The sequence below is a fragment of the Gemella massiliensis genome (assembly GCF_900120125.1).
GTDB classification, from domain to species: domain Bacteria; phylum Bacillota; class Bacilli; order Staphylococcales; family Gemellaceae; genus Gemella; species Gemella massiliensis.
Window position 1 is genome coordinate 696680 of the sequence record NZ_LT635546.1, and the last position, 17710, is coordinate 714389.

At 28.8% G+C, this 17710-nt stretch carries 14 protein-coding genes and 1 rRNA gene; all 15 read right to left on the reverse strand.

Going from position 1 to position 17710, the window contains the following annotated elements; all coding sequences use genetic code 11:
- Window positions 1-31 precede the first annotated feature (31 nt).
- Complete coding sequence (locus BQ7358_RS08370; RefSeq protein ID WP_072520496.1) at window positions 32-2230, reverse strand: penicillin-binding protein; 2199 nt, start codon at window positions 2228-2230, stop codon at window positions 32-34.
- Window positions 2231-2557, reverse strand: coding sequence for a cell division protein FtsL (locus BQ7358_RS08375; protein WP_021752678.1), 327 nt, complete (start codon window positions 2555-2557; stop codon window positions 2231-2233).
- A gap of 23 nt (window positions 2558-2580) precedes the next feature.
- Window positions 2581-3513 (reverse strand): 16S rRNA (cytosine(1402)-N(4))-methyltransferase RsmH, encoded by a 933-nt coding sequence (gene rsmH / locus BQ7358_RS08380; protein WP_062173157.1) that lies wholly within the window; start codon window positions 3511-3513, stop codon window positions 2581-2583.
- A 14-nt stretch (window positions 3514-3527) separates the two neighbouring features.
- The gene (gene mraZ / locus BQ7358_RS08385) at window positions 3528-3959 is read right to left on the reverse strand and encodes a division/cell wall cluster transcriptional repressor MraZ (protein WP_062173156.1); all 432 of its coding nucleotides are present in this window, start codon (window positions 3957-3959) and stop codon (window positions 3528-3530) included.
- Window positions 3960-4144: 185 nt separating this feature from the next.
- Complete coding sequence (locus BQ7358_RS08390) at window positions 4145-4492, reverse strand: DUF6568 family protein (protein WP_062173155.1); 348 nt, start codon at window positions 4490-4492, stop codon at window positions 4145-4147.
- A gap of 285 nt (window positions 4493-4777) precedes the next feature.
- Window positions 4778-5839 (reverse strand): signal recognition particle-docking protein FtsY, encoded by a 1062-nt coding sequence (ftsY, locus tag BQ7358_RS08395; RefSeq protein ID WP_072520497.1) that lies wholly within the window; start codon window positions 5837-5839, stop codon window positions 4778-4780.
- The gene (smc, locus tag BQ7358_RS08400) at window positions 5839-9387 is read right to left on the reverse strand and encodes a chromosome segregation protein SMC (protein WP_072520498.1); all 3549 of its coding nucleotides are present in this window, start codon (window positions 9385-9387) and stop codon (window positions 5839-5841) included. Before smc ends, ftsY begins: the two co-directional genes overlap by 1 nt.
- Before the next feature lie 21 nt (window positions 9388-9408).
- Complete coding sequence (rnc, locus tag BQ7358_RS08405; RefSeq protein ID WP_062173153.1) at window positions 9409-10119, reverse strand: ribonuclease III; 711 nt, start codon at window positions 10117-10119, stop codon at window positions 9409-9411.
- 68 nt (window positions 10120-10187) lie between these two features.
- Window positions 10188-11321: a radical SAM family heme chaperone HemW gene (gene hemW, locus BQ7358_RS08410; RefSeq protein WP_062173152.1), complete on the reverse strand. Its 1134-nt coding sequence runs from the start codon at window positions 11319-11321 to the stop codon at window positions 10188-10190.
- The gene (lepA, locus tag BQ7358_RS08415) at window positions 11321-13138 is read right to left on the reverse strand and encodes a translation elongation factor 4 (RefSeq protein ID WP_062173151.1); all 1818 of its coding nucleotides are present in this window, start codon (window positions 13136-13138) and stop codon (window positions 11321-11323) included. The genes hemW and lepA overlap by 1 nt, the downstream gene beginning before the upstream one ends.
- 13 nt (window positions 13139-13151) lie before the next feature.
- A complete protein-coding gene (locus tag BQ7358_RS08420) occupies window positions 13152-13937 on the reverse strand; it encodes a regulatory protein RecX (protein ID WP_062173150.1) in 786 nt (261 codons plus the stop codon).
- 173 nt (window positions 13938-14110) lie between these two features.
- Window positions 14111-14995: a primosomal protein DnaI gene (gene dnaI / locus BQ7358_RS08425; RefSeq protein ID WP_062173149.1), complete on the reverse strand. Its 885-nt coding sequence runs from the start codon at window positions 14993-14995 to the stop codon at window positions 14111-14113.
- Window positions 14992-16374 (reverse strand): DnaD domain protein, encoded by a 1383-nt coding sequence (locus BQ7358_RS08430; protein WP_062173148.1) that lies wholly within the window; start codon window positions 16372-16374, stop codon window positions 14992-14994. The genes dnaI and BQ7358_RS08430 overlap by 4 nt, the downstream gene beginning before the upstream one ends.
- On the reverse strand, window positions 16364-17362 hold the full coding sequence (locus BQ7358_RS08435; RefSeq protein ID WP_062173147.1) for a hypothetical protein: 999 nt from the start codon (window positions 17360-17362) through the stop codon (window positions 16364-16366). Before BQ7358_RS08435 ends, BQ7358_RS08430 begins: the two co-directional genes overlap by 11 nt.
- A 149-nt stretch (window positions 17363-17511) precedes the next feature.
- A 5S ribosomal RNA gene (gene rrf / locus BQ7358_RS08440) occupies window positions 17512-17626 on the reverse strand.
- Window positions 17627-17710 lie beyond the last annotated feature (84 nt).

The window sequence follows — 17710 nt, forward strand, 5'->3', positions numbered from 1 at the left end:
AGTTAAGAAATTTAACCCAACCAATTAATATCTAACTAAATTTTACTTTTATTTTTTCATTTTTTGTTACTATTTTCTGTGCTTGAATATTTTGACTTGTCGCATATCCATTTCCTTCAACCTCTATATTAAGTCCTGCTAATTTAGCATAAGCTAATACGTCAGTTTTTGACCACCCCTTAAAGTTAGGCAGTTTTATGTTTTCTGTAGATAATACTAAAAATACTTTATCATCTTTTTTAAATATATTCCCTTTTGATGGATATTGTCTAGTTACAGTTGTCCCTTCCCCTATTGTAATTACGTTTTTTGTCTTAGCACTTAACCCAGTAATAGCTGCGTTTACATTGCTGTTTTCATAATTATCCATGGTAAATTTTTCTTCCATTTTTTCTTCAGAATTTTTCTTGACATCCAAATAATTCAGAGTATTTTCCATTATTGGTTTAAATAATTCTGATACAGCTTTTGCGTTACTTTCTCCTAAATTTTTAGTTGGCACTTTCATTCCAACATACAAAATTACTTCAGGATTTTCGCTCGGTGCATAGCCTAAAAATGAATGAAAAACTTTATATGGACTCTTGTAATAAGTACCGGTTTTAGGATCAACCACCTCGGCGGTTCCCGTTTTTCCTGAAATACTATAATTATCAACTTGGTATCTTCTACCACCTTGTGCCCATTGTCCATTAACAACACCATACAATTTTTCTTTCATGGTATCAGCTGTAGATTTTGATATTGGTGTTCCTACTATTTTTTTACCACCAATATTTACATCTTTATTAATAGTTTTGTCATGAATTTTTTGTAAAAAATATGGCGCCAGCATCTGACCGTCATTTAAAATTGCTGTTTCCGCTTGGATCATCTGCATAGCCGTAACCGTACTACCTTGTCCAAAGACTGTTGTAGAAGCGGAAACTTTGTTGTTAAATACCAAATCTCCCGATGCCTCATTATTAAATAATGAATTGGTTGATTTCCCAAAACCGAAGTTTTCTAAGCCGGTTTTTAATTTTTCAGTTCCCAATCCTTGAAGAAGGGTTAACATTAAAGTATTTGAAGATTGTTGAAATCCATGTCTATGAGTAATAGTTCCCCATCCTGTTTTATTCCAGTCATAAATTGTTGCATCTTCCACTTTGTACGAACCAGATTTGTAGTAACTATTAGGATTATACAGGTTATTTTCTACCATAATAGACATTGTAAATGTTTTAAGCGTTGAACCGGGTTCATATGCTGAATTGTAAAATATATTTGCCCAAGCATGTTCAAGATTTTCTTGAGTATTAGGATTAAATGCAGGACTTTGTCCCAAGCCTAATATTTCTCCGGTTTTTGCGCTCACCGCTATAGCAAAAGCACTTTCCGGTTTATATTTTTCTTGAATATCTTTTAAACTATTATCTATATAACTTTGAATATTTTTATCAATTGTTAAATGTATATCCGCACCGTCTACCGGCTTAATCTCAACCTTAGGAATATTTGATACAACCTTCCCCCACGCATCTTTAGCATAGGTGATATGACCTTCTTTACCTCTTAGATAGTAGTCAAAAGTTTTTTCTACACCTAATCTACCCGTTATTAAATCGCTATCCGGTGAATTTTGAGCAAATCCTAAAAAATTTCCTAACATACTGCCGTTTGGATAATAACGTTTTGTGGTTGCTATAAACTGTATCCCGGGAAGTTTTAGTTCTTCTATTTTTTTCTTATTTTCTACACTTATATCTTTACCTTGACTTCCAAATTCTACCTGATAGACACCTTTTTTCTCAAGAATTTCTTTTATTTTGCTCTTATCTAATTTTATAAATTTAGCCAATTCCTCCGCAGTTTTATCAACATCTACAACATGATGAGGATCATTATTATCCTCTGTTGCTTTATCGGAAACAACTGCAACAAGTTTATATGATTCTATGTTATCCGCTAAAATATTACCGTTTCTATCATAAATTTTCCCGCGATTAGGTTGAAGATTAGTATCTATTTTATATTTTTTATCAGCTAATTCCATTAAATTATGACCACGAACACTTCCAATCAACATCATTTGTCCTATGTTTATTATTACAACCCATACAAAGAAAAAAACAAAAATGAATAAAAATACAATTTTTGTTCTTCCCCTCGAGATATGGTCTTTTCGTTCCAGACTTTCTCTATCTATAAACAGACTTATTACAGATTTCTTCTTAGAATTTTTCTTCAATTATCTCACTACCTTTGTGTTATCTTTTTGAATTTTCATTCCCAGTGCTTCTGCTACTTTTTTTACTCTCTCATATGATGATAAATTATTAATAACAACCTTTTGTTCATTATTATCTTTTTGTTTTTCTGAGATTACCACTTCATTTTTTTGCTGAGCACTTTTTAAAGAATATAACTCTCCTTTATAGTTTAACATAACTACATTAGCAAGTAAAATAACTCCTATAAAAATTCCGTAAGTTGCTTTTTCCAACAAATTAAATTTTACTTTTTCCTGAACTTTTCTTGTACCATATTCTCTACTGTATACTTTTAGTGTTGCCATTTTTTCTTATTTCCCCTAACATTTTAACTTTGTACCTGTGCTATTCTAAGTTTTGCACTACGTGATCTATTATTTTCCTCTAATTCTTTATTACTTGGATAAATAGGTTTTCTAGTAATTATTTTTAATTTTGCCAAACTGTCCTGTGGCAATATTGGAAGATTTTTTGGAATATCTTTATTTTTAGCATAAGAATTAAAAATTTGTTTACAAATACGATCCTCCAGTGAATGAAATGTAATAACAGAAATTCGCCCCCCTACATTTACTATATCAATAGCTTGTTCCAGTGAATTTTCAAAAACCGATAATTCGTTATTCACGGCTATCCGTATCGCCTGAAAGATACGTTTTGCCGGATGTCCGCCGGTTCTGCGTGCTGCCGCAGGAATTGATTCTTTTATCACATCTACTAATTCAAATGTTGTTTCTATTGGCTTAATTTCTCTCTTTTTTTCTATATTTCGTGCTATTTTCTTTGAAAATTTTTCTTCGCCATAACGATAAAATATTCTTACCAAATCATTATAGCTATACTCATTAACAATTTCATATGCACTGATTTTTGCATCTGTATCCATTCTCATATCCAGTCGTGTATCATAATTATAACTAAATCCACGTTCCGGAGTATCCAGTTGAGGAGATGAAACACCTAAATCATATAAAATACCGTCTACTTTTTCTACACCCAATTCCGATAATTTTTCTTTTAAATATTCAAAATTCGATTTTATAAAGACAACTTTATCACTATAATCAGCCAATTTTACCTTTGCATTTTCTAATGCTATATTATCTTGATCAAAAGCATAGAGTTTTCCGGTAGTTAACTTCTTTAGAATTTCTAAACTATGCCCCGCACCCCCTAAAGTACAATCAACATAAATTCCGTCTTCTTTTATATTTAACCCGTCTACCGCTTCATTCAATAACACACTATAATGTTTAAACATCTAAATTCTCCATTTTAAAAATCAAAATCTTCCAATTCTTCTGCAATCTCTTCTACACTCTCTTCACTTTCAATAAGTAAGTTTTCCCAACGTTGTTTATCCCAAATCTCTATTCTATTTGATAAACCATTTACTACGCACTCTTTTTTTAATGTTGCATGTTCTATCAGTGAATTAGGTATATTTATTCTTCCTTGTCTATCAATTTCAACTTCGACTGCACCGGAAAAGAAGAATCGTTGAAACGTACGAGCATTTTTTTTAGTAATAGGTAGTGATTTTATTTTACTTTCAACTTTTTGCCACTCCTGTAGTGAATAGCCAAATAAACAAGAGTCCAATCCTCTTGTTATAATAAATTTTTCTCCCAACACTTCACGAAATTTTATTGGGATACTAAGTCTTCCTTTTGAATCCATTTTATTATTATATTGACCTATAAACACTACTTTCACCACCTTACTTCTATAATTTACCACATTTCCCCACTTTTTTCCACTATTTTATGGTAATTATTAAAAAATTTTTTTTATTTTTTACTTTTTACACTTTTCGAATAATTATTCCGTTTTTTAAATAAAAAAATAAGAGTATCTCTTTCGAAACACTCTTATTATGGTAGTTTTTAAATTTAATTAATAAATTCTTTTATTTCTTCTTTTGATAATCCCGAATTGCACACAACTTTTACTACATTATTCTTTGCTACCAAAAGTCCCGGAACTGTCTTGATTGAATATTTTTCTCTTAATTTTTCTATATTTACTATATCATCAGAATTTTGACTATTAATAAAATATGCCTTAAAATTATTCTCAACCACTACTTCACTGAGTTTTGGCATAAACTTTCTACAAAAAGGACAACTTGATCTTCCGATAAACAAAATGAATTTATCTTCTGTATTTATTTTTTCTAAGGCAATTTCTGCTGTTATTTCAGTAAAATTCTCTAAATGTTGCTCAAACGTTTTTTTCATCTCTATCATTCCTTTATTATTAATAAATTTCCTATCACTACTAATATTTTACTTTATATATAAATACTCATCTAGTATTTTGCTCAAAAAAGAGATGATTCAAAAATTATGATTCCTTGAAGCATAATTCTAGAAAGTCATCTCTCAAAATTTACTGAATGATAAAAATTTTTGTAAAACAAACTTTGATACCTATAAACTATTTATCTAACTTTAATATTAGGAACTTTCATAACAAATTAACCCCTTTGGAATAGTCTTTTTCAAAATATAAATTATATATTTTTACTCGTTTTCATTTTCTTTTGAATTTTCTTCTTTTTCCTTATAAAATAAACCGTAAATATATTGTTCAGGATCAAATACTTCTAAGTCATCAATGTTTTCTCCAAGACCAACTAATTTCACAGGAATGTTTAATTCTTTTTTTATGGCAATTACAATTCCACCTTTTGCAGTTCCGTCCAATTTCGTTAAGATTACCCCCGTTACATCACTGACTTCTTTAAAAGTTTTTGCTTGTAAAATTCCGTTTTGACCTGTTGTTGCATCAATAGTCAACAATACTTCATGCGGAGCTTCCGGTATTTCTTTTTTTATAACTCTAACTATTTTTTCCAACTCTTTCATCAAATTATTTTTATTTTGAAGTCTCCCCGCTGTATCACATAATAAAACATTATATCCTTTTGCCTTTGCCGATTGAATAGCATCAAAAATCGTTGCTGCCGCATCAGCACCTTCATGTGATTTTATAATATCAGCACCGCTTCTTTTTGCCCAAACATCAAGCTGATCAATCGCTCCTGCTCTAAATGTATCCCCGGCAGCAATTAGAACTTTTTTCCCTTCTTTTTTCAAATTATGAGCTAATTTTCCTATTGATGTTGTTTTTCCCACTCCATTTACTCCAACAAATAAGAAAACTGTTAATTCTTCATTTTGTGCATAGTTTAATTCCGACTTTACTGTTCCTTCCATATACACATCAACTAATTTTTCAATAATCATATCTTGAAGCTCACTGGGTTCTTTTAAATTTCTTTTTTGTGATTCTTCTTTTAAATAATCAACCAGCTCCAACACAGTATTATAACTTACATCGGACTGTATAAGAAGTTCTTCCAAATCTTCAAAAAATTCTTCATTTATTTCCCTATAAGAACTTATTAAATTATTAAGTGCATTCGAAAAATTATCACGTGATTTTTTCAAACCTTTTTTAAATTTTTCTGTAACGAGTTGCGTTTCAACAAACTCTTCGTACTCATCCAAAGAAATTAATTCTTCATTTAGCTCCTCTTTATTAGCAAACTTATTTTTTAACTTTTCAAAAAAACTTGCCATTAGTTATATTCTCCTTTCTCTACTATATCCTTTAATTCCAACTCTAATATATAGCTAATACCTTTTTCTTTCATTGTAACACCATAAAGTTTATCCATAACTTCCATTGTTCCTCGTCTATGAGTAATTATCAAAAATTGATTATTAGTAGAATAAATTTTTAAAAACTTCGAAAATCTATTTACATTTTCCTCATCCAACGCAGCCTCCACCTCATCTAATACAACAAATGGTGGATTTTTCACTTTTAATATTGCAAATAATAAGCTAATTGCTGTTAACGATTTTTCGCCGCCGGAAAGTAACGAAAGATTTTGTAATTTTTTCCCGGGCGGTGATGCTTCAATTACAATTCCGGTATTTAATATATCATTCGGAGTTTCTAATGACATATTTGCATATCCACCTTTGAATAATTCCTTAAATATCTTATTAAAATTTTCTGTCACTTGAACAAAAGTTCCTAAAAATCTTTCTTTTACTTCTTTATCTATTTCTATAATTGTTTTCTCAAGTTTTTCTTTAGCATCGATTAAATCTGTAATTTGCTCGCTATAAAAATCGTAGCGTTCTTTAATCTCCTCAAATTCTATTATTGCATTCATATTTACATTTCCAAGATTAAGTATATTTTTTTTCAGGTTTTCCACCTCATTTTTATAAATATGAATATTCAATCTATCTTCTTCACCGAGTTTTTCCTTTACACTTTCATATGTTACATTGTAATTAGAAATCAGATTTTCCAAAAATTCATCAATTTTCACTTCTATTTTTGTTTGAGAAATAGTTAGTTGCTCAAAATGAAATGTTTTTTCCTTAAGTTTCTCATTATTAACTTGTTGTTCTTGTGTAATTTCTTTTTCCTTTTTAAACAAATCACTTTTCTCAAAATCTAAATCTGTCAATAAACCTTTTATCATATCCAATTTATCATTATATTCAATAATAAGGTTACTATTGTTTTCGAAAATTTCTTTTTCTTCTTCAACACTAAGTATCTCAGTTTTCTTAGAAATTTCTAATTTTTCCAGCTGCTCATCTATATCTATAATATCAGCAGTTAAATTTTCTATAGTTTCATTTGAGTACTTTAAAGTTTCTGCTATTTTTGATTTTTCTATTTTAAGCTTTGCTATTTTTTCTAAATATTCATTTTCTTCAAGTTCTACATTTTCCCTTTTTAATTTTTCTTTTTCTAATTCAACGCTCAATTCTTTTAAAGTTATTCTTGTTTCTTTTAGTTTTTTAACTAAAAACGAAATATTTTCAAATTCACTATCTGTATTTTTATATCTTAATAATTTTTTCTTATTTATTTCAATATTGGCATTTAGAGGTATTAATTCATTTTTCAAATGTTCTATCTTCAGTTCTGTTTCCTTTTGTTTCAGATTTAAATCTGATTTTTTTTGCTTTTCATTATCTATCTTAACTACTATTTCTCTGTTCAAGTTTACTATGTTTTCATATTTTGCAGTTAATGTTTCAATTTTTGAATTTATTTTTATCAAATTATTTTCTAACTCTTCTAATTCTGAATTAGTTTTTATAAGAGAATTACTATTTTTGTTAACAGCCCCACCGGTAATAGAACCACCACTATTAATTACTTGCCCGTCAAGGGTAATAATACGATTTTTAAAACCTATTTTTCTTGCAATGCGATTCGCATTATCAATATTATCCACAACGATAACTAACCCTAACAAATAGGAAATTATGTTTTTATAACAATCATCTGCCTTAACCAATTCTTCTGCTATATTAATAAAACCCTCTTCATTAACAAGAATCTTATAAATATCTCTATTTATCACTTTTGACTTAATATTATTTAACGGTAAAAATGTAACCCTACCCTTATTAGTTTTCTTTAATTGTTCTATACATTTTTTAGCAACATTTTCATTATCAACAACAATATTTTGTTGAGAATATCCCAATGCCATATCCAAAGCGATTGCGTATTCATTATCAATTGTCATTATATTAGCAACACTATTATGAATACCGGAGATTATATCTTTATTGGTCAAAATTTCTTTAACACCAATATTGTAAAAACTAAGATTATTAATTTGATCCTCTAAAAATTTTTTGCGATTTATCAAATTACTATGAAAACTATATCCTGTTTTTAACTGTTCATCAAATTGTTTTTCTTCTTCTAAATATTGAATGTTTTTACTAAGTAGTTTTGAAGTAATTTCATCATGCTCTTTTAATTTGTTATTTATACTTCCTAAATCATCAATTAGCACAGAAAGATTATGATTTTTTTCTTTGTAACTCTTTTCCAAAGTTTCAATTTCACTAACTAAATTTTTATAATTTTCATCAAAATTTTCAAAATCTCTTTTTGCTGTTTCTATACTATTTTCTAATTTTGTTTCTTCTATGGTAAGGCTGTAATATTTATCTTTAATATCTTCTATATTTTGTGTTATTATTTCTGATATATTATTATCTTTATTTTCTAACTTGGAAATTTCTAAAGACAGTTTTTTTATTTTCTCCAATAATTCGCTTTCCGTTAATTTTCTCTCTTTTAGTTTAATTTCAAAATTTTTCTTTCTTGTCCTCAAATATTCTTCATCTTGTTCCAATTTTTCAGTTCTAAGATTTCTGTTGTTTTTTCGTTCCTCGATAACTCTCAGTTCTGACTGAGTACTTTCTCTTTTTTGAACTAATTCCAATTCCTCGTTATGATACTTTAAATATGTCTTATCTAAATACATCAAACTATTTTTATTATATTCTAAATTCTTTATTAATTCATTTTGCTTTTTTTCAAAGATTTCTTTTTCGTTTTGAACATTAGCTTTTTCATTTAATATTTTTTTTAATTTTTTGTTGTACTCATCAATATTATAAATATTAATCAAAATATCCTTTTTTTCAAGTTCTTTAGTATATGCTAAATAATTTTCAGTTTTATTTTTTTGTTCTTCCAACGTTATATAACGTTCTTTTATTTCTGAAAAAATATCATTTAGCCGATTAATATTATCCGTTGTTTTTTCAAGTTTTGTGTTAGTTTCTTTCTTCTTATTTTTATACTTTAACACACCGGATGCTTCTTCAATTATAGCTCGTCTGTCAATCGGTTTTGAAGATATAATATCCTCCACTTTCCCTTGCGTGATAATACTGTAACTTTCTTTGTTAATACCGAAATCAAGATACAAATCACTAATATCTTTCAGTTTAGCTCTTTTATTATCAATAAAATATTCACTATCCCCGTTACGATACAAACGTCGTTTTATTTCTCTATTACTCTGTTCATTACTAAAAGTCAGTGAAACTTCTGCGAAATTTTTCTTTTTAGCTTGTTCTGTTCCTGAAAAGATAACATCTTTCATGCTACTACCACGTAAATTTTTAGCCGATTGTTCTCCTAGTACCCATCTAATAGCATCAATGATATTACTTTTTCCAGAACCATTCGGGCCTACAACACCTATCAAATTGTTATCAAATTTGAATATTGTTTTACCCTGAAATGATTTAAAACCCGTTATTTCAACTTGTGATAATTTCATATCCTACCTCCTTTCTTTTTATTACCGTACTTCTCCTAATTTTTTCAGTGCTTGCTTAGCTGCCTGTTGTTCAGATTCTTTTTTCGTTTTTGCACTACCAATTCCAAAATTTTCCCCTTCAATAGTAACACTGCTAGTAAAAGTTTTTAAATGTGATGGTCCGCTGGAATCTATTACTTTGTATTCTATCGTTCCCATTTTTTCTCTCGATATAAATTCTTGTAATATAGTTTTATAATCAACAAAGCTGTGATATTCGTAATCCTTTACTTCCGTATATAGAGTATTTTCTAAAAACACCCTGACAGAACTTAAATTAGTTTCTAAATATAATGCTCCTGTAAAAGATTCAAATATATCAGCAAGCAGGGCAGGACGTGTTCTTCCACCCATTTTTTCTTCACCTTTTCCCAGAAAAATACATTTATCTAAACCTAAAGATAAGGCATATTTAACTAATGTTTTTTCACAAACAATAGAAGCTCTCAGTTTGGTAAGTTCACCCTCCGACAATGTAGGAAATTTTTTAAATAAAAACTCACTTGTGACAACTTCTACAACAGCATCTCCTAAAAATTCTAAACGTTCATAACTAATATGTTTAGCGAACCTGTGTTCATTAGTATATGATGAATGTGAAAATGCCATTTTAAAATTTTTGCCATACCGTAGATTAAAATTAAATTCTGAATTTAAATTCAATAATAACTGTTTTATTCGTTTTTCTTGCATATTATTCTCCTTTCTGCTATTTTGAATATTGGAATGAAATACAATTATTCTTCATTCCAATATTACTATCAATCAAGTAAAAAATCTGAAAATACATCATTACCGTAAAATAGCCCTTTATTGGTAAGGCGAAGATGCCCATCTATAACTTCCAAATATCCTCGCTTAATATTATTTTTATATGCAGCGGGAAACACCTCATCAATATTACTACCATAATGTTCTTTAAAGTATTTCATATCAACACCGTCAAGTAATCTAAGACCTAAAAACATTTCTTCTTCAAGATGTTCCTTTAAAGATACAATATTTTCTTCACGTCTAGCATGACCTTTTCTTTCTATGCTGTCAATATAAAATTTTAACGCTCCTTGATTTGCATAACGAACACCGGCTACATACCCATGAGCTCCGGCACCAAGCCCATAATATTCTAAATTACGCCAATAATTACTGTTATGAATACTTTCATGGCCTTTTTTAGCAAAATTACTAATTTCATATTGCTTATAGCCATTAGCCGTTAAATAATCAATAACGGCACGATACATTTTCTCTTCTGTTTCATTAGTCGGCAGTATAACCTTTTTATCCCGAACTTGATTATATAATTTGGTTTTTTGTTCCAAAATCAAAGAATAACATGATACGTGGCTAATATTATAATCTAATATCTTTTTCATACTGCTATATAAATCTTCCATAGTTTGCTTAGGTAACGAAAACATTAAATCAACGTTAATATTTTCTATATTATATTTTTTGCAGTTAGCAATAGCCGTATCTACATCGTCAGCAACATGACCGCGTCCTAAGATTTTTAACAATTCATTATTAAAAGTTTGTACTCCCATACTAACACGATTTACACCATAGTTTTTTATCAATGCCACGCGAGAATCCGTCAAATCTTCCGGATTCGCCTCAAATGTAAATTCTGTTAATTCTTGTGGAATTTTTTTCCTTAATGCTGTGAGTATGCGATGCAGTTGCTCATTATTCAAAGCACTTGGTGTCCCACCACCGATATAAACTGTTTCTATATTTTTTACGTTCGGCATATTATTAATCTCTATTATTAAGCAATCAATATATTTGTCAACAGGTTGGCGTTGAATATAAAATTTATTAAAATCACAATATGAACAGATATACTTACAAAACGGTATGTGTATATAAACTCCTCTAGGTGTGATTCTCATTATTCTTCATCCATTTTTAAAACTGCCATAAAAGCATCTTGGGGTACTTCTACGCTACCTACAGCTTTCATACGTTCTTTACCTTTTTTCTGTTTTTCTAACAGCTTACGTTTTCTACTAATGTCACCACCATAACATTTTGCAAGAACATTTTTACGCATCGCCTTAATAGTTTCACGAGAGATAATCTTATTACCAATAGCTGCCTGAATAGGAATTTCAAACTGCTGTTTTGGAATTAATTTTTTAAGTTTTTCTACAATTACTCTACCACGCTGGTAAGCAAACTCTCTATGAACAATGAAACTTAAAGCATCAACTTGTTCACCATTTAAAAGAATATCCATTTTTACAAGATTGCTGTCTTTATATCCTGTTAATTCATAATCAAATGATGCATATCCTTTTGTATTAGATTTTAACTGATCAAAGAAATCAAAAACAATTTCTGATAGCGGAATATCATAAGTAATATTTACTCTCGTATCGTCAATATATTCCATATTTAAGAAAATACCACGTTTTTTTTGGCATAAATCCATTACCGCCCCAACATAATCATTTGGAACCATAATACTTGCCTTGACAAATGGCTCTGTAATTTTATTAATTTTTTGTGGATCCGGCATTTCTGACGGATTTGAAACATCAATCATCGTACCGTCGGTTTGTTCAACCTTATAAATAACCGATGGTGCCGTTGCAATAATATCAATATTAAATTCACGCTCTATACGTTCTTGAATAATTTCCATATGTAACATTCCTAAAAATCCACATCTAAAACCAAATCCAAGTGCTTGAGATGTTTCAGCTTCATATTGTAATGCCGAATCATTAAGTTCTAATTTTTCCAATGCCTCACGTAAATCATTATACTTAGCTGAATCTATAGGATATAATCCACAAAATACCATAGGATTTAATTTCCTATAGCCCGGCAATGCTGATTTAGCCGGATTATTTGCCAATGTAATTGTATCCCCAACTCGTGTTTCACTAACATTTTTAATTGAAGCACAAATAAATCCTACATCGCCGGCTGTCAATTCCTCAACAATCTGTTCTTTAGGTGTGTGAATTCCAACCTCTGTTACTTCAAAGACACCTCCGGTTGCCATCATTTTAATTTTATCACCAACTTTTACCGTACCGTTTTTTATACGTACAGAAACAATGACCCCACGGTATGCGTCATATAGAGAATCAAAGATAAGTGCTTGTAACGGCTCATCGGCATCCCCGGTTGGAGCCGGTATATATTCGACGATTTGTTCAAGTATCTCATCAATACCTATTCCCGCTTTAGCAGAGGCAAGAACTATATCATCGGTTGGTAGCCCTATTACATCTTCAATCTCATGTTTTACTCTTTCCGGATCTGCTGCCGGTAAATCAATTTTATTTATTATGGGTATTATTTCCAAGTTGTTATCCAACGCTAAGTACACGTTAGCTAATGTTTGAGCCTCAATTCCCTGAGCGGCATCAACAACCAAAATAGCTCCCTCACAAGCCGCTAATGATCTTGATACTTCATAAGTAAAATCGACATGCCCCGGTGTATCAATTAAATGAAAGATATATTCTTCGCCATTCTTTGCTGTATATCTCAACTGAACTGCATTTAGTTTTATCGTTATTCCACGTTCACGTTCGATATCCATTGAATCAAGTAACTGTGCTTTCATCTCTCGACTTTCTATTGCTTTAGTTTTTTCTAAAATTCTATCCGCAAGTGTTGATTTTCCATGATCAATATGCGCAATAATAGAAAAATTTCTAATCTTCTTTTGTCTTTCGTTTCTTTTGTTCATCCTATTCTTCCTTCTACAAATCTTTTGTTTCTAAAAAGTTTTTCACATCATAATAAGAGAAACCATCCCTTACCAATTTTTCAATGATTTTTTGTTTCAGCATATAACCTTCATACCTATTTAAATAATTACGATAAGCACGATTAAAATAAGTTTCTAATACATCATTTTCATCAACATCTTCGTAATCTTCAAAAAATATGTCAAATACCTTTCTAATTATATCAAAAGAATAACCATTTGTATAAAGTTTATGCGTTATTTTTTGAATTTTTTTATTTTTCGACTCTCTTTTCGCATTAAATTCACGCTCTATTATGCGATAAAGTGTATCAATCATACGCTCTTCAGTACAAATTTTTTGAATATTCTCTTCAACAACTTCCTTATTAAGACCTTTACCTAAAAGTTTCCTTTTTATCCAATAGGGGCCTTTTTTATTAAGATTAAAATAATCGGTAACAGCTGCCTCAATATAATAAATATCATTTATATATCCCATCACTTTTAAACGCTCAATTACCTCGTCTATTATATCAGAAACTATTTCCTTTTTCTCAAGATATTCTCGCATATCCCGTTCTGTTCTTAAACCGTAATTTAAGTAATTTATAGCTTTAGTATATGCTTTTTCTATATTCTCATGTGATAATATTTCTTTAAGCTGCTCTCCGGACAATTCTATTTTTTTTATCAAACCATATTTTATTACTGTTTCTTCTGATACATAAAAATGTTTCCCATTATCCAATTCAATTTTGTATTTGATTTTTAATTTTGTTATATTCTCTATTTTCAATTTTCTACCTACTTAAAAATTATTTACTTTATTACATAAAAAATTATTTTTTCTGAACTGGTCAAAAATAAATTTCACAACATAAACCACATATCTATTATATCAGATTTATGTTGTGAATATCTATTTTTGTTAATATTTTATTTTTAAATCATGTAACAACTCTAATATTTTTAGTTATATAATTCTCTTTCATTTTGTCCTTTTAATAAAAGCGGGGTACTAAGAGATTTAATTCTTTCTACTATACGTAATGCTTTAGTTTGATCTACCGAATTTTTGGTTTTAGATAACACTGCCAACAAATCCGAAAATGAAAGATTAGATGAGAAAAACGTAGGTAAATTTTCTGCTTCTCTGTAGTTAATTATCGGTCCTAAGATTTCATCTCTTATAAACTCTGTAATATTTTCCGCACCTATATCATCTATTATTAAAATTTTTTCTGCTCGGATAATATCTATATACTGTTCATATTCATTATTACTAATCTTTGTTTTTATTTTTCTTACAAATTCGGGATAATAAATAATGGCAGGTTCTATTCCGTTTTCTTTAAAATGATTATATATACATCCCATAAAGTATGTTTTCCCAACTCCTGTAGATCCGTATATATACAATCCTTTCATATTTACTTCGTTTAAAATTGAATTACATATTCTTATGCACTCAATGGCAACCTTTGCTTTTTCCTTATTTTTAGACAAATTTTCAAAAGTATAAGTTAAAATTTTTGACGGCACAAATTCTGTCTTAATTTTACTATTCAATTGCAAACTTTGTCTGTAATTTCTATATTCATCAGTTTCATTGTAAGTAATATAAACTTTATTATCTCTGTATAGTAATTTTGGAATATGGTTTAAATCTAAATTTTTATCTTTTGAAATATAATATTGATAGAATATTTCGTGATTTTTCTCTATATCTTCAAGCGTAAAATAATTTTCTTTTATAAACTTTATTATTTCTTTATCACTAAGGACTTTTTCAGAAATAAATTTTTTATAACTTTCTTCTGTATTTGTTAATAGCACATTAGATAATTTCTTCATTTATTATCCCCCTTTTTATATAATTCCGCCAACATTTTTTTATAAGCATCTTCATCTTCCGAGGTTACAGTTCTTACTGAAATATTATTATCAGTAGCTGATAAATTTTCTATTCTATCCTTAAAGTATTCAGGAACCGGTGCCGTATACAAATCACTTTGTTTTTGATTTTTAATATAGTCACGTTTTTTATTATTTTTAGAAGATTTTTTTCTATTATCTCGAATTCTTCTGGCATAATTTATAGCATCTCTCGCCCCAAGTAGTTTTTGTGAAGACCAAGAGCTTGCTATAGCATCAATGTAATTTTTATGAGGTACACCATCCCCATTACTTTCTGATATTGCATAATCCAATAAAATATTTAAAACTCCTGTCGGAAAATTATATTTATTTTGTATTTCGACTATAGATTTTGCATTAGCTTCTGATAAAATTATTCCGCGTTGCTTATTAAGGTATTCTACATAGTTTATATTATCTACCTCTTTTATAAACTTCTCCTCTCTTGTCAATTCCTCTTTTACATCTTCTTCTAATAATTTTTTATTAATCATTTTGTTAAGTATAGGGATTTCCTGTTTTCTGACATTAATAAATAATTGAAGTAAATAATCCTTCAATAAATTCATATCTAAACTCATTGTTCCGCTCGAAGTATTTACACTTTTTTCTATAGCTTTTGCCATATCGTTCGGTGTTACTTTATATAAATGCGCCAAACCTAAAATAGAACTTTTTATTGACTTATCATCAAGTAACTCGCTCAAATAGCTATTTGCCAATAAGTAATTTAATTTAGAAAAATCAAAATAATATTCGTCAAAGTTAGGAGTGTCGGTTGCCGTTTTTTCTAACATATTTTCGAAGCTATAATCATCTAAATTTTCTAAAGTAAACACTTCCGAAAACTTAGCAGTTAAATTCTCGAAATTTTTAAAATTAAGTTTATTATTACCATATTTATTTTTAATATCATTATATTGCTTTAATCCAATAGTATTTTCAAGTAGTTGGTCAAGAGCAGGTATTTCAAAAAATTCATTAAAATCTAACGCACTTCTTATTTTATACAAATACTGATTTACTCCATCGCTATTTATAAAATATGTATAGAGTAAGCCTATCGCTTCCAGCTTTTTTCGTGCAATATTGAATTTTGTACTATCCAACATTAAATTATCAAAAATGTCATAATGTAAAAAGTTGCCGGAAATATTTTTATCACCTGTTATTTTTGTACCCAAAAATTGATACAGTCGCACCGCCTCACTTCCTATAAGTGGAAGATACAGCAAATTAAGTTCTCTCGTTCTTAAAGAAATATCAAAATCGTTATATACACAATAAAAATCTTTTGAGGTTAACTTATTTTCCATTATTTTCGTCCATTACTTCTATAATTATTTGAGTATATTCAAGAGCAAATATAAATTCAGGATTATACTCATATTTTATTTTATCGTCATTTCTAAGTGGTGCATAAAATGATTTAACCAAAATAGGATAAATATTATCAAGCAACAATTTAACATTGTCATTTTCATATAATTCTTTTAAAAATGAAAAAACTTTTCTTACACTATAAATAAATTCTTCTTTGGTTGGTGTACTTGTTTTGGTATAACTTTCCAATTTTGTTGAAAAACTTAAAATATTCTTTTTATCTTTCTTCGTAGCAAAAGTTCTAAGATCATCAATTAATTCATACATATAATTAAAGAAATTCTCAACATTTTCAAGGTATTCATTATTTATTATTTTAGATTCATTTTTCAATAATAAACTATTAATATTATAATCTGTCACAAATAAATAAATTTTGTATAAATCAGCAAATTCAATATCGGTTAACTGACAATAATCGGTAATAATCGATTGTAAACTTTTCTCTTCCTTATAAATATTATATATTGTATTTAACCAAATAAATTCTTCTAATTGTTTATCATTAATAAGAGTTATTAAATAATTGTTAAAATTATACTTTTTCTCCTCTTCAAATAACACAGCCGTTCTATTTTCAATTTTTGTTAATATAGAATAAAATTCCTCCTCAATTTCTTTGTTATAATTTTTACTATCAAATTCTGATTTTAAACTTGCTTTAATTCTAATAAATTCATCTTTACTGTTATCAAAATTTTCTATTCTTTCCTTATATACTTCATTAAATTCCGGTTTTTGAGAATGATAAAATAATTCAATAGCTTTATTAAAATCCAATAGTTTATTCAGTATTTTTATATATGCTACTTTTATATTTTTATCATCTGATATATAATTAATTTTTTTCAATGCTTTCAGTATATCTTTTTTATTCTCGCCGGTTAATACCAAAGTTTTTTCGTCTTCCAAATAAAACATTTCTCTACCTCCATTAGTAGTTTACTCTAATATAATACTCCATTTTCTCTTTAAAATCAAAATAAAAGTAAAACCATATAATAAAAAATCACACTTATTATCTATATAAGCATGATTTTTATCCCAAAAGGTTTTTCTTAATTTCAAAAGCCTGGCAACGATCTAGCCTCGCAGGGCGTAAACCCAACTACTCTCGACGCTAAAGAGCTTAACTTCTGTGTTCGGTATGGGTACAGGTGTGTCCTCTTTGCTATCGCCACCAGACGAAAACTTTATACTCATATTATATCAATTCCTCTCCTTTTGTCAACTTCTTTACTTCTCTGCTTCTACTCTCTGATTAAGTCC

Coding starts and splice junctions, on each gene's coding strand:
- BQ7358_RS08375 (WP_021752678.1), bottom strand. CDS start 2,557: ATGGCAACACTAAAAGTATACAGTAGAGAATATGGTACAAGAAAAGTT.
- rsmH (WP_062173157.1), bottom strand. CDS start 3,513: ATGTTTAAACATTATAGTGTGTTATTGAATGAAGCGGTAGACGGGTTA.
- BQ7358_RS08390 (WP_062173155.1), bottom strand. CDS start 4,492: ATGAAAAAAACGTTTGAGCAACATTTAGAGAATTTTACTGAAATAACA.
- ftsY (WP_072520497.1), bottom strand. CDS start 5,839: ATGGCAAGTTTTTTTGAAAAGTTAAAAAATAAGTTTGCTAATAAAGAG.
- smc (WP_072520498.1), bottom strand. CDS start 9,387: ATGAAATTATCACAAGTTGAAATAACGGGTTTTAAATCATTTCAGGGT.
- rnc (WP_062173153.1), bottom strand. CDS start 10,119: ATGCAAGAAAAACGAATAAAACAGTTATTATTGAATTTAAATTCAGAA.
- hemW (WP_062173152.1), bottom strand. CDS start 11,321: ATGAGAATCACACCTAGAGGAGTTTATATACACATACCGTTTTGTAAG.
- lepA (WP_062173151.1), bottom strand. CDS start 13,138: ATGAACAAAAGAAACGAAAGACAAAAGAAGATTAGAAATTTTTCTATT.
- dnaI (WP_062173149.1), bottom strand. CDS start 14,995: ATGAAGAAATTATCTAATGTGCTATTAACAAATACAGAAGAAAGTTAT.
- BQ7358_RS08430 (WP_062173148.1), bottom strand. CDS start 16,374: ATGGAAAATAAGTTAACCTCAAAAGATTTTTATTGTGTATATAACGAT.
- BQ7358_RS08435 (WP_062173147.1), bottom strand. CDS start 17,362: ATGTTTTATTTGGAAGACGAAAAAACTTTGGTATTAACCGGCGAGAAT.